We start from the raw sequence: 22,647 nt of genomic DNA, 5'->3' as shown, positions 1-22,647 counted from the left end.
AGACTTCCTCCACACCTACAACCACCACCGCAGCCACACCGCACTCGGCGGCAAGCCACCCATCAGCCGCGTGAACAACGCTCCAGGTCAATACACCTAGGGGCACCCCCCTACGTGATCCGTTCGACCGCCCGCCCTCAGCGCCGCCCCCCGTGCCGCCGCCACGTGCCCCCCACACGTGCCTCCCCGAGCGCCCCCGCCCCCCGTCACCCCGCCCGCGGCACCCGAACACCTGCGGTACACCCGTACCACTTACGGGTGGTATGATCGCGACCGGTGGATACGCGCCGTACAGGGAAAGTAACTTAGGGCCGCCTAAACAGCTCGTCCGCACCCGGACCGGGCAGGCACAACGCCCCAACCCTCCCTGACAGAAGAGCACACCCATGTCTGTGCCCCCTGCCGGCACCGCCCTCGCAGGCGGCACCCACGGCCCCCGCGCACTCCGCCCCCTCCTCGACATCGTCCTCGAAGCCCTCACCACCGGCGCCGAGGACCGCGCCGGCCCCCTCCCGCCCGGCGGCCCCGACGCCGTCGCCCGCGCCGTGCACGACGCCTGCCACCCCCTCCTCCCCGACCACGGCACCGGCCCGCACGCCGCCCTGCGCAGCCTCGTCCACACCCTCGCCGCCGGCGCCGCCGACCCCGCCGACCCGCATTGCGCCGCCCACCTGCACTGCCCCCCACTCGCCCTGGCCACCGCGGCCGACCTCGCCGCGGCCGCCCTCAACCCCTCACTCGACTCCTGGGACCAGGCCCCCGCCGCCTCCACCCTCGAAACCCTCACCAGCCGCGCCCTCGCCGCGCTCGTCTACCCCCAGGCGACCGAACCCGACGCGCTGATCACCACCGGCGGCACCGAATCCAACCAACTCGCCCTCCTGCTCGCCCGCGAAGCCGCCCCCGCCCCCGGCCGCCCCCACACCGGCCCCCTCCAGATCGTCTGCGGCGCCAACGCCCACCACTCCATCCACCGCTCCGCCTGGCTCCTCGGCCTCCCCGAACCCCTCACCCTCCCCACCCCCAACGGCATCCTCACCCCCGACACCGTCCACACCTGCCTCGCCAACCTCACCGGACACACCGGCCCGGTCCTCCTCGCCGCCACCGCCGGCACCACCAATTCCGGTGCCATCGACCCCCTCACCGACCTCGCCGACCTCGCCGACCACCACGGCGCCCGCCTCCACATCGACGCGGCCTACGGCGGCGCACTCCTCTTCAGCGACACCCACCACACCGCGCTCACCGGCCTCGCCCGCGCCCACACCGTCGCCCTCGACCTGCACAAACTCGGCTGGCAACCGGTCGCCGCCGGCCTCCTCGCCGTCCCCGACCCCAGCGCGCTGGCCGCCCTCACCCACCAGGCCGACTACCTCAACGCCGACGACGACACCGAAGCCGGCCTCCCCGACCTCCTCCACCGCTCCCTCCGCACCACCCGCCGCCCCGACATCCTCAAGATCGCCGTCACCCTCAAGGCCCTGGGCCGCCGCGGCCTCGGCGAACTCGTCGACCGCACCCTCGCCGCCGCCCAGACCCTCGCCGACCTCATCGAGGACCACCCCCGCTACGAACTCCACTCCCGCCCCACCCTCACCACCGTCCTCTTCCGCCCCAAAGGCGCCGACGACACCACCCTCGCCACCATCCGCCGCACCCTCCTCACCGACGGCCTGGCCGTGCTCGGCCGCGCCACCACCCCCACCGGCCTCTGGCTCAAGGCCACCCTCCTCAACCCCCACACCCGAACCGGAGACCTCACCACCCTCCTCAAACTCGTGGAAGGCCACATCCCCCGATGAGCAGCACCCCCGAAACCCCCGTCACCCACCCCGCCACCCCCGACGAGCCCCTCGACCTCGCCGGCATCGGCATCGGCCCGTTCAACCTCTCCCTCGCCGCCCTCGCCCACCCCCTCACCCACCTCCGCACCGCCTTCTACGACCAGCGCCCCGCCTTCCACTGGCACCCCGGCCTCCTCATCGACGGCGCCACCCTCCAAGTCCCCTTCCTCGCCGACCTCGTCACCCTCGCCGACCCCGCCAGCCCCTGGACCTTCCTCAACTACCTCAAGACCCGCGAACGCCTCTTCCCCTTCTACTTCGCCGAGCGCTTCCACATCCACCGCGCCGAATACGACGCCTACTGCCGCTGGGTCAGCGAAAACCTCCCCGCCCTCCACTTCGGCCACCAGATCGACGCCGTCCGCTGGAACCCCGAACGCGAAACGTTCGAAATCGACTACACCCAACTCGGCACCGACGGCGAAGCCGAAGCCCTCGGCCGCACCCACGCCCGCAACCTCGTCCTCGGCATCGGCACCACCCCCCACGTCCCCGTCCCCCTCCGCCCCCTCGCCGACGCCCCCGCCGTCCCCGTCATCCACTCCGCCGACTACCTCGACCACCGCGACCGCCTGCTCGCCGCCGACCACCTCACCGTCATCGGCGCCGGCCAATCAGGCGCCGAGATCTTCCTCGACCAGCTCCGCGCCCGCCCCGTCGGCCACGAAGGCCTCCACTGGCTCGCCCGCACCCCCGCCTTCGCCCCCATGGAATACAGCAAACTCGGCCTCGAACACTTCACCCCCGACTACACCCGCTACTTCCACGGCCTCCCCGAACGCGTCCGCGACACCCTCGTCCCCGCGCAGTGGCAACTCCACAAGGCCATCGACCACGACACCCTCGCCGCCATCCACGACGAGCTCTACCGCCGCACCCTCCACGGCGGCTGGCCCGACGCCACCCTCACCCCCGGCGTCTCCGTACGCACCGCCGGCCGCGTCGGCACCACCAAGGTCGAACTCCACCTCGACCACACCCAGCAAGGCACCCGCTCCCGCCTCACCACCGACGCCGTCGTCCTCGCCACCGGCTACCGCGAACGCCGCATGGACACCCTGCTCGCCGCCCTCGACCCCTACATCCGCCGCGACGCCGCCGAACGCCCCCGCATCGACGCCCAGCACCGCATGGTCCTCGACCCCACCGTCACCGGATCCCTCTACGTCCAGAACGCCGAAACCCACACCCACGGCGTCGGCGCCCCCGACCTCGGCCTCGCCGCCTGGCGCAGCGCCACCATCCTCAACGACCTCACCGACACCACCCCCTACCCCCTCCCCACCCGCACCGCCTTCACCACCTTCGGCCTCCCGCAACCCCCCGCCCCCCACACCCGCACCATCCCCACCCAAGGCAGCACCCTCGTCCCCCGCCACTGACAAAACAGGGCGCGGCGGCGCCCCCGGCACCGCCGCACCCCACCCGCCGAAAGAACGGAAATTCCTCAATCGCCGGCCATCCGCTAAAACACCGGCACCCCGTCCCGCACCAACCGCCAGTCCACCGAAGCGAACACCGACGGGTCGATCTCCTTCTTCTCCTGCACCCAATTGATGATCACATTGCGGATCTCGTCCGACGTCGACCACACCTGCCGCGCCCCCGCCACATGCGGAAATCCACCGCCCCCGCTCGCCCGGTAATTGTTCACCGCCAGCACGAACCGCGCATCATCCGCCACCGGCTTCCCCTCCCAGGACAGCTTCCCGATACGCTGACCCGCCGGCTTCGCGATATCGATCTCGTACGACAGCCCCCGCACCGCGTCATAGTTGTAATCCGGAATACCGTCCGCATTCGTGATCCGCGCCGGATCCACCGGACCGCCCGCTGCCGTCCGCACGTAATACCGTGCGGAAAACTCCAGGTACTCCCGCACCTGCGCACCCGTCAACACCCGCGCCTCCAGCGTGTTGTCGAACGGATACAACGCCGCCATCGACCGGATCGTCACATCCCCCTCCGGCACCCGCGCCGCACGCGAAAAACACGATGCCTGAGACACCACCGGCAACCCCGCGAACTCCGTCCCGGCCAACGCCTTGCGCACCACCTCGGCCTGCACAAAAGCGATGAAGTCCAGCACCGGCACGTCCTTCACCGGAGCCTCGGCCGCCGACAACTCCGCCTTCGACCGGCCGATCACCCGGTTCACATACGCCACCACCTTCCGGTGCTCCGCGCGCAACAGACCGGTGATCCGCGAATCCTCCGCCACCGCATTCGCATTCAGGACCCGCGAACCGACCGAACCCACCTCCCAACGCCCCCGCCGCCACTCCACCACCACATCGAAAAGCGTCAGCCGCTGCCCCCACTTCAACGGCTCCGACAGCACCACCTCCCGGCCGGTCTGCGCATTCACCACCCGCCGCTCGGGAATCTCCACATGCGCATGCCCCACCAGAATCGCGTCGATCCCCGGCACCCGCTCCGCCACCAACGCCGCCGCATTCTCCACGTACGGCAACTGGTCCCCGTACGACGACGTTCCGCTCGTCCCCGAATGCGCCGCCACGAACACCACGTCCGCACCCATCGACCGCAACTTCGGCACCCAGTGCGCGGCCTGCTCCACCAACCCCGGAAACGCCAGCTTCCCCTGCACATGCGCCTTGTCCCACAGCGCGATCCCCGGATTCGTCAACCCCAGCACCGCCACCGTCACCACCCGCCCGTGCGGCGACCGCAACCGCTTCAGCACATACGGCCGGAACGCCGGACGCAACGTCCGCGCATCCACCGCATTCGCCCCCAGCAGCGGAAAATCACAACTCTCCTCGAACTTCCGCAGCACCGGAATCCCGTAATTGAACTCGTGATTCCCCAACGCCGCCGCGTCATATCCGATCGCATTCATCGCCCGCGCCATCGGATGCACCGGACCACCCGGATCCGTGATCGGATCCACCTTCGCGTAGTAATACGCCAGTTGCGTCCCCTGAATGGTGTCACCCGCATCGATCAGCAGCGTGTTGTGCCGGCCCTTCTCCCGCCGCACCCGCGACACCAGCGTCGAAATCTTCGCCAGCCCCACATCATTGTGGTCCGCGTCATCGAACTCCGCGTCCGTGGTGTAGTCCCAGTTGAAGACGTTCCCGTGCAGATCCGTCGTCCCCATCACCGTGAACGCATACCGCTCCCGCCGGTGACCAGGACCCCGCCCGGGCTGCCCCGCCGGCCCCGCCGCGGCCGCCGGCGCCGCCCCCGCGAGCGCCACCCCGGCCCCCGACACCACAGAACTCCCCACGAACTTCCTACGGTCGAGCGACATCCCAACTCCCCTGCATCCACGCGGACAAGCGCCACCACAACCCGCGGCAACGCGCGTAGATTCTGGCCCAGCCGCCCCCTCCGCAACACCCCCCGGACGCCCGGAACCCACCGATCCGCACCCCGGTGTGCAACCCTGCGCCCACCGCACCCACCCACACCCCGCACGAGGAGCCCCCATGACCGACCCCGGCCCCCTGCCCTACGGCACCCCCGACACCCCCCGCCTCGCCGTACGCGGCGAAGCCACCCTCGAAGTCGACCCCGAAATCGCCCGTATCGCCGTCACCGTCGCCGCCCGCGGCACCGACCGCACCACCGCCCTCACCGACCTCACCCGCCGCAACGAACAAGCCCTCACCCTCATCAAGAGCTACCCCGACGCCCTCGAAAAGCTCGAAACCGGCGCCCTCAGCATCACCCCCGAACTCACCGACAAGGGCCGCCACGAACGCCTCCGCGCCTACCGCGGCCGCGTCACCCACACCGCCACCCTCACCGACTTCACCACCCTCGGCGAACTCACCACCCGCCTCGCCGACCTCGACCTCACCCGCGTCGACGGCCCCTGGTGGGACCTCCGCCCCGACTCACCCGCCCACCGCGCCGCCCGCACCCAAGCCGTCCACGAAGCCGTCCAGCGCGCCCGCGAATACGCCGAAGCCCTCGACGCCCGCCTCGACGCCCTCCTCGAAATCGCCGACCTCGGCGCCGAGAACGCCGCACCCGTCGCCGCCCCCGCCATGCGCGCCTTCGCCGGCTACGGCGGCGCCCCCGCCCAGGAAAGCGCCCCTGCCCTCGACCTCGAACCGCAGCGCCAAACCGTCTACGCCAGCGTCAACGCACGCTTCACCATGACCCGTCCCGCACTCTGAGACGCCACCGCGCGAGGGCGAAATTCCGCTCATCGGAGCGCCTTCGCGCGCATTCCATTACTTGTCAACAGCCTTTCACCAAGCGCTCGTTGAGCAGTCACCTTCTTACAGTTCCCTACCGCCGGGTAAGTCATAGGGTCGAAACATGCGCCGAGCAAAGATCGTCTGCACACTGGGACCCGCCACCGACTCGTACGAGCAGATCAAAGCCCTCGTCGAAGCCGGAATGGACATCGCCCGCTTCAACCTCAGCCACGGCACCTACGCCGAACACGAAGCGCGATTCGACCGGGTCCGCAAAGCGTCCGAAGAAACCCGCCGCAGCGTCGGCATCCTCGCCGACCTTCAAGGCCCGAAGATCCGCCTCGGCCGATTCCGCGAAGGGCCCGTACTTCTCGAACGCGGCGACGAGTTCACCATCACCGTCGAACCCGGCACCGAAGGCGACCGCCACCTCTGCGGCACCACCTACCCCGGCCTCGCCGCCGACGTCACCACCGGCGAACGCATCCTCGTCGACGACGGCAAGGTCACCCTCCAGGTCACCGAAGTCAACGGCCCCCAGGTCCGCACCGTCGTCATCGAAGGCGGCATGGTCTCCGACCACAAGGGCCTCAACCTCCCCGGCGTCGCCGTCTCCGTCCCCGCCCTCTCCGAAAAGGACCAGGACGACCTCCGCTGGGCCCTGCGCTACGGCGCCGACATCATCGCCCTCTCCTTCGTCCGCAGCGGCCGCGACATCGAAGACGTCCACCGCATCATGCGCGAGGAGAACCGCTTCCTCCCCGTCATCGCCAAGGTCGAAAAACCCCAGGCCGTCGACAACATCGACGACATCGTCGCCGCCTTCGACGGCATCATGGTCGCCCGCGGCGACCTCGGCGTCGAAATGCCCCTGGAAACCGTCCCCATCGTCCAGAAGCGCGCCATCAAACTCGCCAAGCGCAACGCCAAGCCGGTCATCGTCGCCACCCAGATGCTCGACTCGATGATCGACAACTCCCGCCCCACCCGCGCCGAAGCCTCCGACGTCGCCAACGCCGTCATCGACGGCACCGACGCCGTCATGCTCTCCGGCGAAACCAGCGTCGGCAAATACCCCACCGAAACCGTCAAGACCATGAGCCGCATCGTCGAGGCCGCCGAGGAAGACCTCCTCGCCAAGGGGCTCCCGCCGCTCACCGAGGCCAACAAGCCCCGCACCCAGGGCGGCGCCGTCGCCCGCGCCGCCGCCGACATGGGCGACTTCCTCGGCGCGAAGTTCCTCGTCGCCTTCACCCAGTCCGGCGACACCGTCCGCCGCCTCTCCCGCTACCGCTCACCCATCCCGCTCCTCGCCTTCACCCCCGACCCGGCCACCCGCTCCCAGCTCAACGTCAGCTGGGGCGTGGAGACGTTCCTCGGCCCCACCGTCAACTCCACGGACGAGATGGTCGCCCAGGTCGACGAGCAACTCCTCAAGATCGGCCGCTGCCAGAAGGGCGACCTGGTCATCATCACCGCCGGCTCCCCGCCCGGCGTCCCCGGCTCCACCAACCTCGTCCGCGTCCACCACATCGGCGAGTCCGACACCACCAACTAGCCCCACCCGCACAAGATCCCGCTGGGCCGAGGTACCTGACTGCCGTCCCTGTCAGTGCTTCGGCCCGATGTGTTGGTCCATGAGGGCCACGGAGGCTTTGCGGGCCACGGAGATGTTCTCCGCCCTGCGGGTCTGGTGCGCCGGCTTCCATGCGACGCCGACCTTGTCGAGGGTGTCGGTGTAGAGCCGGATGATGTCCGCCGACATGTTGGTGAAGAAGTACCGCGGATACTCGTAGCGCTTGCGCTGGCCGCCGACCGTCCGTGTCGCCCAGTTGGTGATCCGGCACCCGTCGGAGTGGACGAGCCCGCGGAGGAACTCCCAAGGGTGGGCGTCGACGATGTCCTGCTGCCAGGACTCCAGGGCGATCCGTCGCTCGTGCTTCTTGCCGGGGCCGTGCTGGGGGAACAGGCACGGCCAGTGATGGCTGTAGCTCGTCACCATGACGCATCCCTCGCGCTGGATGATGCAGACGCTGTTCATCGGACGGACCGTCTTCACCGCCTCCCGGCACGCCACGATCAGCCCGGGCCAGGCGTCCGCGCAGGCGATGCGGAGCGCGTAACCGCGGTTCCGGGGCTGTTTGCTGAGGCATCCGTCGCCGAGGTAGAGGCCGAGCAGATAGGAGTACGCGTCGGGGACCGCTGGTGGTCGCGGCTCGGGCTCGCAGCGCGGGCATTCGGTCGCGCGGGAGAGCGGCTCGATCCTGGTCTGCCAGGAGCGGATGGCGTATCGGGATATGCCGGTCTGCTTGCTTACGGAATTGAGGCTGCGGCCTTGGGCGACGAGGGCCAGGGTCTGCTCGCGCGTGCTGCGGTCGTACATATATGCGAGCTTGCCGGGTGGATGATCCGTAGAGCGGAATCCGAGCTGATGTTCGCCCCATCGAGCGAACTTCGCGAAAAGTCAGGTGACCTTGGAATTGAAGGTAAAGTGCCCCGGGTCGGATTCGAACCGACACTGTATGGGTTTTGAATCCATTGCCTGCTGCCAATTGGGCTACCGGGGCCAGCGGATCCAAGGTTCGTGCCTACCTGCTGTGGGACCACCCTACAGGAGATAGGTAGGCTCATGGGGCACCACCTGACCGGAATGAGGAGTCCCGTGAGCGCCGCCGAGCCCGAGCAGCCCGTCGCCGATGACGATCAGTCGCATGTCCCGCCGCTGACCACGCGCGTCGTGATCGCGGAGGACGAGGCCCTCATCCGTCTCGATCTCAAAGAGATGCTGGAGGAGGAGGGCTACACCGTCGTCGGCGAGGCCGGGGACGGGCAGACCGCCGTGGAGCTGGCCCGGCAGCACCGTCCCGATCTGGTGATCCTGGACGTGAAGATGCCGGTGCTGGACGGTATCTCGGCGGCCGAGAAGATCGCCGAGGAGAGCATCGCGCCGGTGCTGATGCTGACCGCGTTCTCCCAGCGGGAGCTGGTCGAGCGGGCGCGGGACGCGGGTGCGATGGCGTATCTGGTGAAGCCGTTCTCGAAGAGCGATGTGGTGCCGGCGATCGAGATGGCGGTGAGCCGGTTCACCGAGCTGAAGACGCTGGAGAAGGAGGTCGCGGACCTCACGCAGCGGCTGGAGACGCGCAAGCTCGTGGACCGGGCGAAGAGCATTCTGCAGACGCAGTACGGGCTGACCGAGCCGGCTGCGTTCCGGTGGATCCAGAAGACGTCGATGGACCGGCGGCTGTCGATGCAGCAGGTCGCGGAGGCGGTCATCGAGGACGCCGAGGAGAAGAAGCAGCAGAAGAAGGAGCAGTAGCGCGGCTCTGCACCGGGTGTGCGTGCGGCCCCGTACCGGTGGTGACCGGTGCGGGGCCGCACGCGTGTGTGCCTCAGTCCTCGCCGAGGTAGGCCTTGCGGACGGATTCGTCGTGGAGGAGGTGTTGGCCGGTGCCGGAGAGGGCGATGCGGCCGATTTCCATGACGTGGGCGTGGTCGGCGAGGGTCAGGGCGGCCTGGGCGTTCTGTTCGACGAGGAGGATGGTGGTGCCTTGTTCGCGGAGTTCGCGGATGGTTTCCATGATCTTTTTCATCATGATCGGGGAGAGGCCCATGGAGGGTTCGTCGAGCATGAGGAGTTTGGGGCGGGACATGAGGGCGCGGCCCATGGCGAGCATTTGCTGTTCGCCGCCGGAGAGGGTGCCGGAGGCTTGTTTGCGGCGTTCTCCGAGGATGGGGAAGAGTTCGTAGACGCGCTGGATGTCTTTTTCGATGCCGTCCTTGTCCTTGCGGAGGAAGGCGCCGAGTTGCAGGTTTTCCTCGATGGTGAGGCGGGGGAAGAGGTGGCGGCCTTCGGGGGAGTGGGCGAGGCCGAGGGCGACGATTTTGTGGGCGGCGACTCCGGTGAGGGGTTTTCCGTCGAAGGTGATTTTTCCGGAGCTGGGTCTGAGGAGTCCGGAGAGGGTGCGGAGGGTGGTCGTCTTTCCGGCGCCGTTGGTCCCGATGAGGGTGACGACCTGGCCGGTTTCGACGGTGAAGGAGATGCCTTTGACGGCTTCGATCTTGCCGTAGGCGACCCGGAGGTCTTCGACCTCTAGCAGTGCGGTCACGGGGCTTCTCCCTTGGTGGTGCCGGGGGTGCTCTGCGCGTCGGCCGTCGTGTCTGCTGCCGTGTCGGCCGCTGCGTCGGCCGCTGCTTCGGCGGCGGCGACCTCGGCCGCCTCGGCTTCTCCGGGGGCGCCGTCGAAGGGTTCGCCGAGGTAGGCGGCGACGACGCGTTCGTCGGCCTGGACGGTGTCGGAGGTGCCTTCGACGAGTTTTTCGCCTTGGACGAGGACGGCGACGCGGTCGCAGAGGTTGAAGATGAAGCGCATGTCGTGCTCGATGACGAGGACGGCGATGCCTTTGTCGCGGATGGCGAGGACGAGTTCTTCGGTGGCCCGCGTTTCCTGGGGGTTCATTCCGGCGGTGGGTTCGTCGAGGAGGAGCAGGCCGGGTTCGGAGGCGAGGGCGCGGGCGATTTCCAGTTTGCGTTGTTCGCCGTAGGGGAGGTTGCGCGCGAGGTGGTCGCGTTTGTGGGCGAGGCCGATGAATTCCAGGAGTTCTGTGGCGCGTTCTTCGCTGGTGCGTTCGGCCTTTTTGAAGCCGGGGCTGCGGAGGAGGGCGGACCAGAGTCCTTCTTTGGTGCGGGTGTGGCGGCCGACGAGGACGTTTTCCAGGACGGTCATGTTGGCGAAGAGGCGGATGTTCTGGAAGGTGCGGGCGATGCCGGCTTTGGTGACGAGGTGGGGTTTGGGCGGGAGGACGGTGCCCCGGTAGGAGACGGTGCCTTCGGTGGGGATGTAGAGGCCGGTCAGGCAGTTGAAGAACGTCGTTTTCCCGGCGCCGTTGGGGCCGATGAGGCCGACGATTTCGCGGGGGTGGACGGTGAGGTCGACCCCTCGTACGGCGGTGAGTCCGCCGAAGCGCATGGTGACGCCGTCGGCGCGGAGGACGGGGCCGTCGTCGGTGGGGGTGTTGTCAGTGGCGGGTGCGAGGGTGGGTGGTGTGGTCATGGTCGTCACGCCTTTGCCTTGGTGACGCCGGTGGTGGCGGCTGGGTCGGGGAGGCGTTGGTCGGGCACGTCGAGTTGACCGGTTTCATGGAATTCGAGTTGTTTGCGGCGGTCGGGGATGAGGCCCTCGGGGCGGAAGCGCATGAGGAGGACGAGGGCGATGCCGAAGAGGAGGAGTTGGTAGTCCTGGAGGAAGTCGAGTTTGGCGGGGATGAGGAAGAGGAGCGCGGCGCCGACGAGGGGGCCGCTGAGGGTGCCCATGCCGCCGAGGATGACGGCGGCGAGGAGGAAGGCGGAGTTGGGGGGTTGGGGTCCGGCGAATTGGAATTGTTCGGGGGTGGCGGTGGTGACGACGTGGGCGTGGACGGTGCCGGCGAGTCCGGCGAGGGCGGCGCCTAGGGCGAAGGCGAGGAGGCGGAGCCGGAAGCTGTTGATGCCCATGGCGACGGCGGCGGTTTCGTCCTCGCGGATGGCGATCCAGGCGCGGCCGATGCGGGAGGCGGCGGCGCGGCGGAAGACGAGGACGACGAGGGCGGTCACGAGGATCATCAGCAGGTAGTAGTTGCCGTAGGTGGCGATGGGGATGCCGAGGATGTCGTGGGTTTCGCCGAAGTTGAAGCCGAGGATTTCGAGGTTGGGGATGTTGGGGATGCCCATGGCGCCGTTGGTGATGTCAGGGCCGGTGGTGCCGTTGAGGTTGAGCATGGCGATGCGGAAGATCTCGCCGAAGCCGAGGGTGACGATGGCGAGGTAGTCGCCGCGTAGCCGGAGGGTGGGGGCGCCGATGAGGACGCCGAAGACGAGGGAGGCGGCGGCTCCGGTGAGCAGGGCGGCCCAGAAGGGGAAGTGGAGGCCGAGGGCGGATTCGGGGGAGCCGGAGACGAGTGCTGCGGCGTAGGCGCCGACGCCGAGGAAGGCGACGTATCCGAGGTCGAGGAGGCCGGCGAGGCCGACGACGACGTTGAGGCCGAGGGCGACGGTGGCGAAGATCAGGATGTTGGCGCCGATGATCGTGTACTGGTCGGTGTCCTGGGTGAGGGGGAAGCTGGCGGCGGCGAGGAAGGCCGCGGTGAGGGCGACGCCGCGGTGTCGGTGGGTGAGTTCGGTGAGGCGTGTGATGAGTCCGGCGCGGTGGAGGGCGGGGACGGCGAGGGCGATGAAGAGGAGGTAGCCGACGAAGGGGGCGCCGTCGTCGGTGTCGATGCCGTAGGTGAAGGCGATCAATCCGGCGGCGAAGGCGGCGGCGATGGTGAGGATCTCGGCCCAGGTGGGGAGGGGGCGGTTGCGGGGCCGTAGGGGGCTGGCGGTGAGGAGCGCGGTGAGGCGTTGCCAGGGGTTCGCGGGTGGGGTGGTGGGGGGTTGGTCGGGGGGGAGGGCGAGGGCGCCGAGGAGGGTGAGGAGTGCGGCGGTGCCGGCTGCGAAGCCGCCGGGTTCGAGGTTGACGAGGCCGCCGAGTTGGACGGCGATGGCGCCGAGGGTGAACCAGGTCGCGGCGAAGGTGGCGAGGGCGGCGAGGAGGGTGGGGGCGTTGCGTCCGGCGGGGGTGAGCCAGGTCAAGCCGCGCAGGCCGAGTGTGGAGGCGGCGAGGAGGAGGGTGAGGAGGCCGCCGGTGAGGGTGACGAGTTGGAGGCCGGCGGGGGAGCCGTAGTAGGTGAGGTCGCCGGGGAAGTCGCTGCTCCAGGTCCAGGAGAGGCCGGTGGTGGCGGCGGTGGCGAGGGCGCCGGCGGCGGTGGTGAGGCGTGCGGTGCGTTCGGGGAGGGGGAGGAGGCCCCGGGGGGTGGTGGCGGTGTGGGTGGTCATCGGTATCACGCCCGATCCGCGACGCGTTCGCCCAGCAGGCCTTGTGGCCGCAGGAGGAGTACGAGGATGAGGAGGACGAAGGCCCAGACGTCCTTCCAGGCTCCGCCGCCGAATTGCTGCATGCCGGGGATGTCTTCGACGTAGGCGGTGGCGAGGGCTTCGGCGATGCCGAGGACGACGCCGCCGAGCATGGCGCCGTAGATGTTGCCGATGCCGCCGAGGACGGCTGCGGTGAAGGCCTTGAGGCCCATGATGAAGCCCATGCGGAATTGGACCTCGCCGGTGCGCAGTCCGTAGGCGACGGCGGCGACGCCGGCGAAGGCGGCGCCGATGGCGAAGGCGAGGACGATGATGCGGTCGGTGTTGATGCCCATGAGTTTGGCGGTGTCGGGGTCCTGGGCGGTGGCCTGCATGGCGCGGCCGCTGCGGGTGCGGGCGACGAAGAAGCCGAGGGCGATCATGCAGAGGGGGGCGGCGATGAGGACGAAGAGGTCGCCGCGTTGGACGGTGGCGCCGAGGATGTCGAGGGCGTGGCCCTTGAACTGGGGGAAGACGCGGGCCTGTTTGCCGTCGGGGTACCACTTCCAGATGGCTTGCTGGAGGGCGATGGACAGGCCGATGGCGGTGATGAGGGGGGCGAGGCGGGGGGCGCCGCGCAGGGGGCGGTAGGCGAAGCGTTCCGCCGCGATGCCGACGAGGACGGATACGACGACGCCGCCGAGGAGCATGACCGGCAGGGCGAGGGCGAGGGAGGTGCCGGTGGGGAGGGCGAGGTAGACGCTGAGCGCTCCGAAGCCGCCGACCATGAATATCTCGCCGTGGGCGAAGTTGATGAGCTGGACGATTCCGTAGACCATCGTGTAGCCGATCGCGATGAGTCCGTACATCGCGCCGAGGATGAGTCCGTTGGCCAGCTGTTGCGGCAGTTCGCTCACCGCAGGGCCTCCGTGGTGTGATCAAGCACGGGTGGGAATTCCGGGGGGTTTTCGGGTGTCCCGGTGTGCCGCGGGCCGCGCCAGGGTCATTGGTGGCGTCCTGGCGCGGCCCGGGGTGTGGTGGTGCGGTGGCGTCAGCTCTTGTCGAATTCCTTGAACGGGGCGCTGAAGCGGGCGGCCCAGTTGCCCTTTTCGACCTGGTAGGCGGTGATCATGGTGTTGGTGGTGTCGCCGTATTTGTCGAAGGCGACCTTTCCGGTGACGCCGTCGAAGGTGACCTTGTTCATGGCGTCGGTGACCTTCTTGCGGGCGTCGTCGGGGAGTTTGCCCTGGTTGGCGTCGACGACGCTCTTGACGGCCTGGATGAGGGCCCAGGTGGAGTCGTAGGTGGAGCCGCCGTAGGCCTCGTAGGGCTCCTTGAATCCGGCTGCCTTGTAGTCGGCGATGTATTTCTTGGCCGAGGGGAGTTCTTCGACGGGCTTGCCGACGGAGGAGGCGTAGTCGCCCTGGGCCTTCTTGTTCAGTTTGATGTAGTCGGCGCTGTACATGCCGTCGCCGCCCATGAGCGGGACGGTGACGCCGCCGTCCTTGAGCTGCTGGCTGAGCGGGCCGGAGGCGGGGTATTCGCCGCCGTAGAAGACCAGGTCGGGTTTGGCGGATTTGACCTTGGAGACGACGGCTTTGAAGTCGCGGTCGTCGGGGCTGACGTGTTCGGTGCCGACGATCTTTCCGCCGAGTTTGGCGAACTGGTCCTTGAAGGAGGAGGCGAGGCCGACGCCGTAGGTTTTCTGGTCGTCGATGACGTAGGCCTTCTTGGCCTTGACCTTTTCCCAGGCGTACTGGCCGTCGAAGGCGCCTTGCACTTCGTCGGTGGTGGCGGTCCGGAAGTAGGTGGGGAATTGCCGGACGCGCTTGTTCTTCTTCCAGTCCGGGCCCTGGGTGAGGTCGGGGGTGGTGTTGGCCGGGGAGATCAGCGTCAGGTTGTTCTGCTTGGAGACCTGCTGCATGGACTGGGCGACGCCGGAGTTGAGGGGGCCGACGATGCCGAGGACGTCCTTGTTGCCGGCGAGTTTGGTGGCGTTCTGCTGGCCGACGTTGGGCAGTGCCTTGTCGTCGAGGGCCTGGAGTTTGAAGGTGACGCCCTTGACTTCGTTGTTCTTGTTGGCGATGTCGACGGCGAGCTGGGCGGAGTTGCGGATGCCCAGGCCGAGTGCGGAGAGTTCGCCGGTGGTGGGGGCGTCGAGGCCGATGACGACGGTGGTTTTTCCTTCGCCGTCTTTGTTGGTGTCGCCGCGAGAGCCGCACGCGGAGAGCGTGAGGGCGCCGGTGGTGACTGCGGTGGTGATGAGGAGCAAGGAACGGTGACGCACGATCAGTCCTTTCCCTGGCGCGGCCACGGCTGTCGCATGGCCGATTCGCGCGCCGGGCTGCACGGTTGGTATGGCGTCCGTGCTCGCAGCGCGCCCGGCGGCGCGGTGACTGGCGGTGACTCTAGAGCGGTGTTCGTCGCGTCGGCAGAGGCGCTGGCCAGGATGTGACGCTCTTGTTATGACCAGCGATGAGCGTTTTGCCGTCATGGTCCTTACAGGTGGAGCGAACGCGGCGCGGAAGGTGAACTCGCACTTCCGTGGGTGGTTGCGCGGTGCGACCGCCGGAGGGTGTCCGGCTATCGGATGGGGTGGGCCGGGGCCAGTGGTGGCACGGGGTCCGGGGTGTGCGGGTTGAGGCGGTATTGCGTGTGCGTTACGCAGCGTTACGGAAATGTGTGCGGCCCCGCACCCTGGGCAAGGGGCGGGGCCGTGGTGGTGGGCGGCGTGGGCCGTCCTGATCCGGTCAGCTTCGGTAGGCGTCGGTGTCGACGTCGCGCAGCATGCAGGTCAGACGGGCGGTGCAGACCCGCTTGCCGTGTTCGTCGGTGATGACGATCTCGTAGGTGGCGGTGGAGCGGCCGCGGTGTACGGGGGTGGCGACGCCGGTGACGAGTCCGGAGCGGACGCCGCGGTGGTGGGTGCAGTTGAGGTCGACGCCGACGGCGAGTTTGGTGGGGCCGCCGTGGAGCATGGAGCCGACCGAGCCGAGGGTTTCGGCCAGTACGGCGGAGGCGCCGCCGTGCAGGAGGCCGTAGGGCTGGGTGTTGCCCTCGACGGGCATGGTGCCCACGACGCGGTCGGGTGCGGCTTCGGTGACCTGGACGCCCATCCGCTCGCCGAGGTGTCCGGCGGAGAAGAGTGCGGGCAGGTCGATGCCGAGTCCGGCCCACTGGTCGAGGGTCTCCTGCGGGAATTCGGTGGTGGTCTGCTCGCCCATGCCTACGGCTCCGTTCGCTCGCCCGTGATCGTCGTCGATCCGTGCCCGTTCCTATCAGGCCGCTGAGCGAGCGCTCAGCGCGGGGTGGGGTGTTCGCGGTGGCCGGCGTGGTGCGGGCCGCCGTGGTGGGCGTCAGTCGGTGGGGGTCTTCTCCAGGCGGATCACCACGGACTTGGACGCGGGGGTGTTGCTGGTGTCGGCGGTGTGGTCGAGCGGGATGAGGACGTTGGTCTCGGGGTAGTAGGCGGCGGCGCAGCCGCGGGCCGTCGGGTAGTGCACGACGCGGAAGCCGGGGGCGCGGCGTTCGCTGCCGTCGGTCCATTCGCTGACCAGGTCGGTGTAGTCGCCGTCGGCCAGGCCGTGGGCGCGGGCGTCGTCGGGGTGCAGGAGCACCACCCGGCGGCCGTTCTTGATGCCGCGGTAGCGGTCGTCGAGGCCGTAGATGGTGGTGTTGTACTGGTCGTGCGAGCGGAGGGTCTGCAGCAGCAGCCGGCCTTCGGGGACGGTGGGGCATTCCACGGGTGCGGCGGTGAAGTTGGCCTTGCCGGTGGCGGTGGGGAAGCGGCGGCTGTCCCGGGGGGCGTGCGGCAGGGCGAAGCCTCCGGGGCGGGCGACCTTGGTGTTGAAGTCGTCGAAGCCGGGGATGACGCGGGCGATGCGGTCGCGGATCGTGGCGTAGTCCTTCTCGAACTCCTCCCACGGGGTGGCGCTGCCGGGGCCGAGGACGCGGCGGGCGAGGCGGGCGACGATGGCGGGCTCGGACAGCAGCTGGGGGCCTGCCGGTTCGAGGCGGCCGCGGGAGGCGTGCACCATGCCCATGGAGTCCTCGACGGTCACGAACTGCTCGCCGCCGTCCTGGCGGTCGCGCTCGGTGCGTCCCAGGGTGGGCAGGATCAGCGCGCGGGCGCCGGTGATGACGTGCGAGCGGTTGAGTTTGGTGGAGACGTGGACGGTGAGCCGGGCGCGGCGCATCGCGGCCTCGGTGACGTCGGTGTCGGGGGTGGCGGAGACGAAGTTGCCGCCCATGGCGAAGAACACCTTGGCCTGTCCGTCGCGCAGGGCGCGGATGGCGCGGACGACGTCGAGGCCGTGTTCGCGCGGGGGCGCGAAGCCGAATTCCTTCTCCAGGGCGTCGAGGAACGCGGGGGCGGGCCGTTCGAAGATGCCCATGGTGCGGTCGCCCTGGACGTTGCTGTGGCCGCGTACGGGGCAGACGCCGGCGCCGGGGCGGCCGATGTTGCCGCGCAGGAGGAGGAAGTTGACGACTTCCTGGATGGTGGGGACGGAGTGCTTGTGCTGGGTCAGGCCCATCGCCCAGCACACGATGGTGCGCCGGGAGGCGAGGACCATCTCCAGGGCGCGTTCGATCTCGTCGCGGGTCAGGCCGGTGGCGGCGAGCGTGGCGTCCCAGTCGTCGTCGGCCTCGGCCGCCTGCGCGAACTCCTCGAAGCCGTGGGTGTGTTCGCGGATGAAGTCCGTATCGAGGGCGCCGTCGGTGGAGAGGATGCCGCGGTTGAGGGCGCGGAAGAGTGCCTGGTCGCCGCCGAGGCGCACCTGGAGGAAGAGGTCGGTCAGGGCGGTGCCGCCGCCGGCCAGTCCGCGCGGGGTCTGGGGGTTCTTGAAGCGTTCCAGGCCGGCTTCGGGCAGCGGGTTGATCGAGATGATTTTGGTGCCGCCGGCCTTGGCCTTCTCCAGGGCGGTGAGCATGCGGGGGTGGTTGGTGCCCGGGTTCTGGCCGGCGACGATGATCAGGTCGGCCTTGTAGAGGTCCTCCAGCAGGACGCTGCCCTTGCCGATGCCGATGGTCTCGGTGAGGGCCGAGCCGGACGACTCGTGGCACATGTTGGAGCAGTCGGGCAGGTTGTTGGTGCCGAATTCGCGGGCGAAGAGCTGGTAGAGGAAGGCGGCCTCGTTGCTGGTGCGGCCGGAGGTGTAGAAGACGGCCTCGTCGGGGGAGTCGAGGGCGGTCAGTTCCTCGCCGATGATGTCGAAGGCGCGCTCCCAGGTGACGGGGGCGTAGTGGTCGGCACCTTCGTCCAGGTACATGGGGTGGGTGAGGCGGCCCTGCTGGCCGAGCCAGTAGCCGCTGCGGGTGGCGAGGTCGGCGACCGGGTGGGCGGCGAAGAAGTCCGGGGTGACGCGGCGCAGGGTGGCTTCTTCGGCGACGGCCTTGGCGCCGTTCTCGCAGAACTCGGCGGTGTGCGGTTTGTCGGGCTCGGGCCAGGCGCAGCCGGGGCAGTCGAAGCCGTTGGGCTGGTTGACGCGCAGCAGGGTCAGGGCGGTGCGGCGGACGCCCATCTGCTGCTGGGAGATCTTGAGGGCGTTGGTGATCGCCGGCATTCCTACGGCGGAGTGCTGGGGTGCGCTGACCTGGGGCGCGTCCTGGACGGGGTCGGACGCGGGCGGCTTGCCTGCCATGGCGCTCTCCTGTGAGCCGTGAGCTTCTTGCTCGCTCCGCCGGCGCGGCGGATCGTTGTCGTGCACATCCGATCCTGTCACGGACCGGGGCGGGCGGTGTAGGGGAGTGCGGGCGGGGTGCGGGAGCAGGGCGGCGGGGGCCGGGGCGAGGGGCGGCAGGGGGTGTGCGGGGCGGGGGCGGGGCGGGGGCGGGGGCCGTCGCGGCGGGGATTGTCAGTGGGCCGTGGCAGGATCGGGGGCGTGGCAGCAAAGGCAGCGAAGATGAGCGAAGCGACCGGCACCGAGGCGGCGGCGGGCGGTCGTCCCCGCCTGCTCCTCATGGATGGGCATTCCATGGCATACCGGGCGTATTTCGCCCTGCCCGTGGAGAATTTCACCACCGTCACCGGTCAACCGACCAATGCGATCTACGGCTTCGCGTCGATGCTCGCGAACACCCTGCGTGACGAGGCGCCCACGCATTTCGCGGTCGCCTTCGACGTCTCGCGCAAGACCTGGCGCTCCGAGGAGTATCCGGAGTACAAGGCGAACCGTTCCAAGACCCCCGACGAGTTCAAGGGCCAGGTCGAGCTGATCGGCGAGCTGCTCGACACGATGCGGGTCAAGCGCTTCGCGGTGGACGGCTTCGAGGCCGACGACGTCATCGCGACGCTCACCGAGCAGGCCGTCGCCCAGGGCTTCCACGTCTCCATCGTCACCGGCGACCGGGACTCCTTCCAGCTGGTCTCCGACGACGTCACGGTCCTCTACCCCACCAAGGGCGTCTCGGAGCTGACCCGGTTCACCCCGGAGAAGGTCTTCGAGAAGTACGGCCTGACCCCCGCCCAGTACCCGGACTTCGCCGCGCTGCGCGGCGACCCGTCCGACAACCTCCCCGGCATCCCCGGCGTCGGCGAGAAGACCGCCACGAAGTGGATCAACCAGTTCGGTTCGTTCGCGGAACTGGTGGAGCGGGCCGACGAGATCAAGGGCAAGGCCGGTCAGAACCTCCGCGACCACCTGGAGTCGGTCAAGCGCAACCGCCTGCTGACGGAGATGGTGCGCGATGTGAAGCTGCCGTGCGGCCCCGAGGAGCTGACCCGCGAGGCGTACGACCGCGAGGCCCTCAAGGTGTTCCTCAACGCTCTCGAGATCCGCAACCAGGGCCTGCGCGACCGGCTGCACGCCGTCGACCCGGGCTCGGTGGAGGCCGCCGAGGAGGCCTCGCCGGCCCCGGGCGTCGAGGTGGACGGCACGGTCCTGGCCACCGGCGAGCTCGCCCCGTGGCTGGCCGAACACGCCACCGGACCGCTGGGCGTCTCCACCGTCGACGTCTGGACGCTGGGCAGCGGCAGCGTGGCCGAGGTGGCGCTCGCCACCCCGCAGGGGCCGGCCGCCTGGTTCGACCCCGCGCAGCTGGACGAGGCCGACGAGCAGGCGTTCGCCGCCTGGAGCGCCGACCCCGGGCGCCCGAAGGTGATGCACAACGCCAAGGGCCTGATGCGGGTCTTCGGCGAGCACGGCTGGCGCATCGAGGGCGTCACGATGGACACCGCCCTCGCCGCCTATCTGGTCAAGCCCGGCCGCCGCTCCTTCGCGCTGGACGCGCTCTCCATCGAGTACCTCGGCCGGGACCTCGCCCCGGCCGCGGCCGGCGACGGCCAGCTGGCGTTCGGCGCGGACGAGCAGGCCGAGGCGGACGCCCTGATGGCGCAGGCCCGTACGGTCCTCGACCTGGGGACGGCGTTCCAGACGAAGCTCGCCGAGGTCGGCGCGGCCGATCTGCTGCGCAATGTGGAGCTGCCGACCAGCGATCTGCTGGCCCGCATGGAGCGGGCCGGGATCGCCGCGGACCGGGGCTGGCTGGAGCGGATGGAGCAGCAGTTCGCCGGGGCGGTCGCGCAGGCCGTCAAGGAGGCGCACGCCGCCGCGGGCCATGAGTTCAACCTCGGCTCGCCCAAGCAGCTCCAGGAGGTCCTCTTCGGTGAGCTGGGCCTGCCGAAGACCAAGAAGACCAAGACCGGTTACACCACCGACGCCGACGCGCTGGCCTGGCTGGCCGCGCAGACCGACAACGAACTCCCGGTGATCATGCTCCGCCACCGTGAGCAGGCCAAGCTGCGCACGACCGTCGAGGGCCTGATCAAGACCATCGGCGCGGACGGCCGGATCCACACCACCTTCAACCAGACCGTCGCCGCCACCGGCCGGCTGTCGTCCACCGAGCCCAACCTGCAGAACATCCCGGTGCGGACGGACGAGGGCCGGGCGATCCGCCGCGGCTTCGTCGTCGGTGAGGGCTTCGAGTCGCTGCTGACCGCCGACTACAGCCAGATCGAGCTCCGTGTGATGGCCCACCTCTCCGAGGACGAGGGCCTGATCGAGGCGTTCACCTCCGGCGAGGACCTGCACACCACCGTCGCCTCCCAGGTCTTCTCGGTCGACAAGACCGCGGTCGACCCGGAGATGCGCCGCAAGATCAAGGCGATGTCCTACGGCCTGGCGTACGGGCTGTCGGCGTTCGGCCTCTCCCAGCAGCTGGGCATCCAGCCCGACGAGGCCCGTAAGCTGATGGACACCTACTTCGAGCGGTTCGGCGGGGTGCGCGACTACCTCCGCCGCGTCGTGGAGGAGGCCCGCGCCACCGGCTACACGGAGACGATGCTCGGCCGCCGCCGCTATCTGCCGGACCTCAACAGCGACAACCGCCAGCGCCGCGAGATGGCCGAGCGGATGGCGTTGAACGCCCCGATCCAGGGCACCGCCGCCGACATCGTCAAGATCGCGATGCTGCGGGTCGACATCGCCCTGCGGGCCGCGGAGCTGCGGTCCCGGATGCTGCTCCAGGTCCATGACGAAATCGTCGTCGAGGTGGCCCCCGGCGAACGCAAGCAGGTCGAGGAGCTGGTCCGCCGCGAGATGGCCGACGCCGTCGAGCTGCGCGCCCCGCTGGACGTCTCGGTCGGCTCGGGCAAGGACTGGGAGTCGGCGGCGCACTGACGGGAGGGCGGCGGGGCCCGCCGACCGAAAGCGGCAGCCGGAGCCGCTGCGGGCGGGGGCTCCGGTGCCGCGCGAGGGTGCCTCAGTCGGTGGCGCGCACCGCCTCCCGTGGGTCCGCCGCCGCACCGGTCCGCGCGGCGGGCAGCGGGCCATCGGCCGGCCGCCCGCCGAGTGCCCGCCGGTCCAGCAGCCGTACCGCCAGGCCGTGGAGCAACAGCCCGACGATGAGGCCGGCGCCCGCGCCGAAGAGTGCGGTCGGCAGATAGTCGAACCACACCGCCCTGTCCCCGTAGTCGGCGTGCGCCCGCAGGACGCGGTGCACCGCGCCGGCCAGGACGCACGCCGACAGCGGGAGGACGAGCAGCAGCCGCAGCCGTACGGACAGCACGGGCACGGTGGCCGCGGCGGCGGCCCGGACCGCGGGGTCGGCGGCCCCGGCGGCCCGTAGCGCCGACCACCCGAACCACACCAGCGCGGTCATCGCCAGCGCCGAGGTGCCGTACTGCAGATACGTCGGCACCGGCCACCCGCCCACCACCCGGTCCAGGCCGGGCACCAGCCGCGTCCCCCAGCGGCCCGGGTGGGTGAAGGCGTCCCACACCACATGGGTCAGCGAGCCGAGCACCGCGGAGAGCACGAACCAGCCGGCCGACGCGGCGAGTTCACGGGGACGGCGTGCACGCCACGGGCGGCCCCGGACACACAGCGCCACCCGCCCCCGAAAGGCCGCCGGCACCAGAGCCAGCAGCGGGTCGCGCACCACCAGCCAGCCGCCGACCAGCGCTGCGGTGATCAGCACATCGACCGTCAGCACCCCGGACGGCGCATGGGTGACCGCGCCGAACTCCATCCCGCCCGGCACCAGCGTGTCCGCGTAGTACGTCATGTCCGGCGCGAACGACCCCGCCACCAGCGCCGAGGCGACCAGCCGGCCGCGGGCCGTACCGGTCCGCCGGACGGCCGGCAGCACGGCCGCGGCATGGCTGAGCGTGAATGGCATGACAGCACCCCTCGATCGATTCAGATCATTATGTGTCCGATGAGGTGGTAGATGCCGGGCCCGAGTTGTCGTAGTGTCGCCTGAGTTGGAGCGCCGGGGAGCGCGACACCGCGTCAGAAAACGCGGTGCGTCAA

At 69.7% G+C, this 22,647-nt stretch carries 16 protein-coding genes, 1 tRNA gene and 1 pseudogene; 7 read left to right on the top strand and 11 right to left on the bottom strand.

From position 1 onward, the window contains the following. The 3 genes and pseudogenes from AB0E02_RS21025 to AB0E02_RS21015 all read left to right on the top strand — a co-directional run. Positions 1-100 (top strand): annotated as a pseudogene (locus AB0E02_RS21025) (IS481 family transposase); the annotation flags it as partial. 286 nt (positions 101-386) lie between these two features. Next, positions 387-1,805, top strand: coding sequence for a pyridoxal-dependent decarboxylase (locus tag AB0E02_RS21020; RefSeq protein ID WP_362141493.1), 1,419 nt, complete (start codon positions 387-389; stop codon positions 1,803-1,805). Continuing rightward, a complete protein-coding gene (locus tag AB0E02_RS21015) occupies positions 1,802-3,229 on the top strand; it encodes a SidA/IucD/PvdA family monooxygenase (protein ID WP_362141491.1) in 1,428 nt (475 codons plus the stop codon). Before AB0E02_RS21020 ends, AB0E02_RS21015 begins: the two co-directional genes overlap by 4 nt. A gap of 83 nt (positions 3,230-3,312) precedes the next feature. On the opposite strand, the gene AB0E02_RS21010 is transcribed toward AB0E02_RS21015, so the two are convergent. Continuing rightward, a complete protein-coding gene (locus tag AB0E02_RS21010; RefSeq protein WP_362141489.1) occupies positions 3,313-5,124 on the bottom strand; it encodes a 5'-nucleotidase C-terminal domain-containing protein in 1,812 nt (603 codons plus the stop codon). Between the two features lie 178 nt (positions 5,125-5,302). On the opposite strand from AB0E02_RS21010, the gene AB0E02_RS21005 reads away from it, so the two are divergent. Then, entirely contained in the window at positions 5,303-5,998 is a 696-nt protein-coding gene (locus AB0E02_RS21005) for an SIMPL domain-containing protein (RefSeq protein ID WP_362141487.1), read from the top strand. A 145-nt stretch (positions 5,999-6,143) separates the two neighbouring features. Next, positions 6,144-7,580, top strand: a complete 1,437-nt coding sequence (gene pyk, locus AB0E02_RS21000; protein WP_362141485.1) for a pyruvate kinase — start codon at positions 6,144-6,146, stop codon at positions 7,578-7,580. Between the two features lie 51 nt (positions 7,581-7,631). On the opposite strand, the gene AB0E02_RS20995 is transcribed toward pyk, so the two are convergent. Both AB0E02_RS20995 and AB0E02_RS20990 read right to left on the bottom strand, forming a co-directional pair. Beyond that, entirely contained in the window at positions 7,632-8,405 is a 774-nt protein-coding gene (locus AB0E02_RS20995) for a transcriptional regulator (protein WP_362141483.1), read from the bottom strand. A gap of 109 nt (positions 8,406-8,514) precedes the next feature. Beyond that, positions 8,515-8,589 (bottom strand) — tRNA-Leu (locus tag AB0E02_RS20990). Positions 8,590-8,684: 95 nt separating this feature from the next. Between AB0E02_RS20990 and AB0E02_RS20985 the strand changes: the two genes are divergently transcribed. Beyond that, a complete protein-coding gene (locus AB0E02_RS20985; RefSeq protein ID WP_362141481.1) occupies positions 8,685-9,341 on the top strand; it encodes a response regulator in 657 nt (218 codons plus the stop codon). Positions 9,342-9,414: 73 nt separating this feature from the next. Here the strand turns inward: AB0E02_RS20985 and AB0E02_RS20980 are convergent, their stop codons facing one another. The 7 genes from AB0E02_RS20980 to AB0E02_RS20950 form a co-directional block, all read right to left on the bottom strand. After that, complete coding sequence (locus AB0E02_RS20980; protein WP_362141479.1) at positions 9,415-10,131, bottom strand: ABC transporter ATP-binding protein; 717 nt, start codon at positions 10,129-10,131, stop codon at positions 9,415-9,417. Next, positions 10,128-10,991 carry an ABC transporter ATP-binding protein gene (locus AB0E02_RS20975; protein ID WP_362141499.1) on the bottom strand — a complete coding sequence of 288 codons (864 nt, stop codon included), beginning with the start codon at positions 10,989-10,991 and terminating at the stop codon, positions 10,128-10,130. The genes AB0E02_RS20980 and AB0E02_RS20975 overlap by 4 nt, the downstream gene beginning before the upstream one ends. A gap of 89 nt (positions 10,992-11,080) precedes the next feature. Beyond that, positions 11,081-12,874, bottom strand: coding sequence for a branched-chain amino acid ABC transporter permease (locus AB0E02_RS20970; protein ID WP_362141477.1), 1,794 nt, complete (start codon positions 12,872-12,874; stop codon positions 11,081-11,083). A gap of 5 nt (positions 12,875-12,879) precedes the next feature. Further along, positions 12,880-13,809: a branched-chain amino acid ABC transporter permease gene (locus tag AB0E02_RS20965; protein ID WP_030416638.1), complete on the bottom strand. Its 930-nt coding sequence runs from the start codon at positions 13,807-13,809 to the stop codon at positions 12,880-12,882. 134 nt (positions 13,810-13,943) lie between these two features. Beyond that, positions 13,944-15,164, bottom strand: coding sequence for a branched-chain amino acid ABC transporter substrate-binding protein (locus AB0E02_RS20960; protein WP_351537290.1), 1,221 nt, complete (start codon positions 15,162-15,164; stop codon positions 13,944-13,946). A gap of 478 nt (positions 15,165-15,642) precedes the next feature. Then, positions 15,643-16,116 carry a hotdog fold thioesterase gene (locus AB0E02_RS20955; RefSeq protein WP_362141474.1) on the bottom strand — a complete coding sequence of 158 codons (474 nt, stop codon included), beginning with the start codon at positions 16,114-16,116 and terminating at the stop codon, positions 15,643-15,645. Positions 16,117-16,248: 132 nt separating this feature from the next. Continuing rightward, on the bottom strand, positions 16,249-18,534 hold the full coding sequence (locus AB0E02_RS20950) for an FdhF/YdeP family oxidoreductase (RefSeq protein ID WP_362141472.1): 2,286 nt from the start codon (positions 18,532-18,534) through the stop codon (positions 16,249-16,251). A 261-nt stretch (positions 18,535-18,795) separates the two neighbouring features. Here AB0E02_RS20950 and polA point away from each other — a divergent pair, with 261 nt between their 5' ends. Continuing rightward, positions 18,796-21,513 (top strand): DNA polymerase I, encoded by a 2,718-nt coding sequence (gene polA / locus AB0E02_RS20945; RefSeq protein WP_362141470.1) that lies wholly within the window; start codon positions 18,796-18,798, stop codon positions 21,511-21,513. A gap of 82 nt (positions 21,514-21,595) precedes the next feature. Here polA and AB0E02_RS20940 read toward each other — a convergent pair whose 3' ends face one another. Then, positions 21,596-22,513, bottom strand: a complete 918-nt coding sequence (locus AB0E02_RS20940) for a DUF4184 family protein (protein WP_362141468.1) — start codon at positions 22,511-22,513, stop codon at positions 21,596-21,598. Between the last annotated feature and the right edge of the window lie 134 nt (positions 22,514-22,647).

The sequence above is a fragment of the Streptomyces sp. NPDC048196 genome, assembly GCF_040652715.1.
Classification (GTDB): Bacteria; Actinomycetota; Actinomycetes; order Streptomycetales; family Streptomycetaceae; genus Streptomyces; species Streptomyces siderophoricus.
This window is presented reverse-complemented; position numbering and strand designations above follow the sequence as displayed.

Excerpts from the sequence above, each read along its gene's own strand:
- pyk (WP_362141485.1), top strand. The coding sequence starts at position 6,144 with ATGCGCCGAGCAAAGATCGTCTGCACACTGGGACCCGCCACCGACTCG.
- AB0E02_RS21015 (WP_362141491.1), top strand. The coding sequence starts at position 1,802 with ATGAGCAGCACCCCCGAAACCCCCGTCACCCACCCCGCCACCCCCGAC.
- AB0E02_RS20995 (WP_362141483.1), bottom strand. The coding sequence starts at position 8,405 with ATGTACGACCGCAGCACGCGCGAGCAGACCCTGGCCCTCGTCGCCCAA.
- AB0E02_RS21020 (WP_362141493.1), top strand. The coding sequence starts at position 387 with ATGTCTGTGCCCCCTGCCGGCACCGCCCTCGCAGGCGGCACCCACGGC.
- AB0E02_RS21010 (WP_362141489.1), bottom strand. The coding sequence starts at position 5,124 with ATGTCGCTCGACCGTAGGAAGTTCGTGGGGAGTTCTGTGGTGTCGGGG.
- AB0E02_RS21005 (WP_362141487.1), top strand. The coding sequence starts at position 5,303 with ATGACCGACCCCGGCCCCCTGCCCTACGGCACCCCCGACACCCCCCGC.
- polA (WP_362141470.1), top strand. The coding sequence starts at position 18,796 with ATGAGCGAAGCGACCGGCACCGAGGCGGCGGCGGGCGGTCGTCCCCGC.
- AB0E02_RS20970 (WP_362141477.1), bottom strand. The coding sequence starts at position 12,874 with ATGACCACCCACACCGCCACCACCCCCCGGGGCCTCCTCCCCCTCCCC.
- AB0E02_RS20950 (WP_362141472.1), bottom strand. The coding sequence starts at position 18,534 with ATGGCAGGCAAGCCGCCCGCGTCCGACCCCGTCCAGGACGCGCCCCAG.
- AB0E02_RS20975 (WP_362141499.1), bottom strand. The coding sequence starts at position 10,991 with ATGCGCTTCGGCGGACTCACCGCCGTACGAGGGGTCGACCTCACCGTC.
- AB0E02_RS20940 (WP_362141468.1), bottom strand. The coding sequence starts at position 22,513 with ATGCCATTCACGCTCAGCCATGCCGCGGCCGTGCTGCCGGCCGTCCGG.
- AB0E02_RS20955 (WP_362141474.1), bottom strand. The coding sequence starts at position 16,116 with ATGGGCGAGCAGACCACCACCGAATTCCCGCAGGAGACCCTCGACCAG.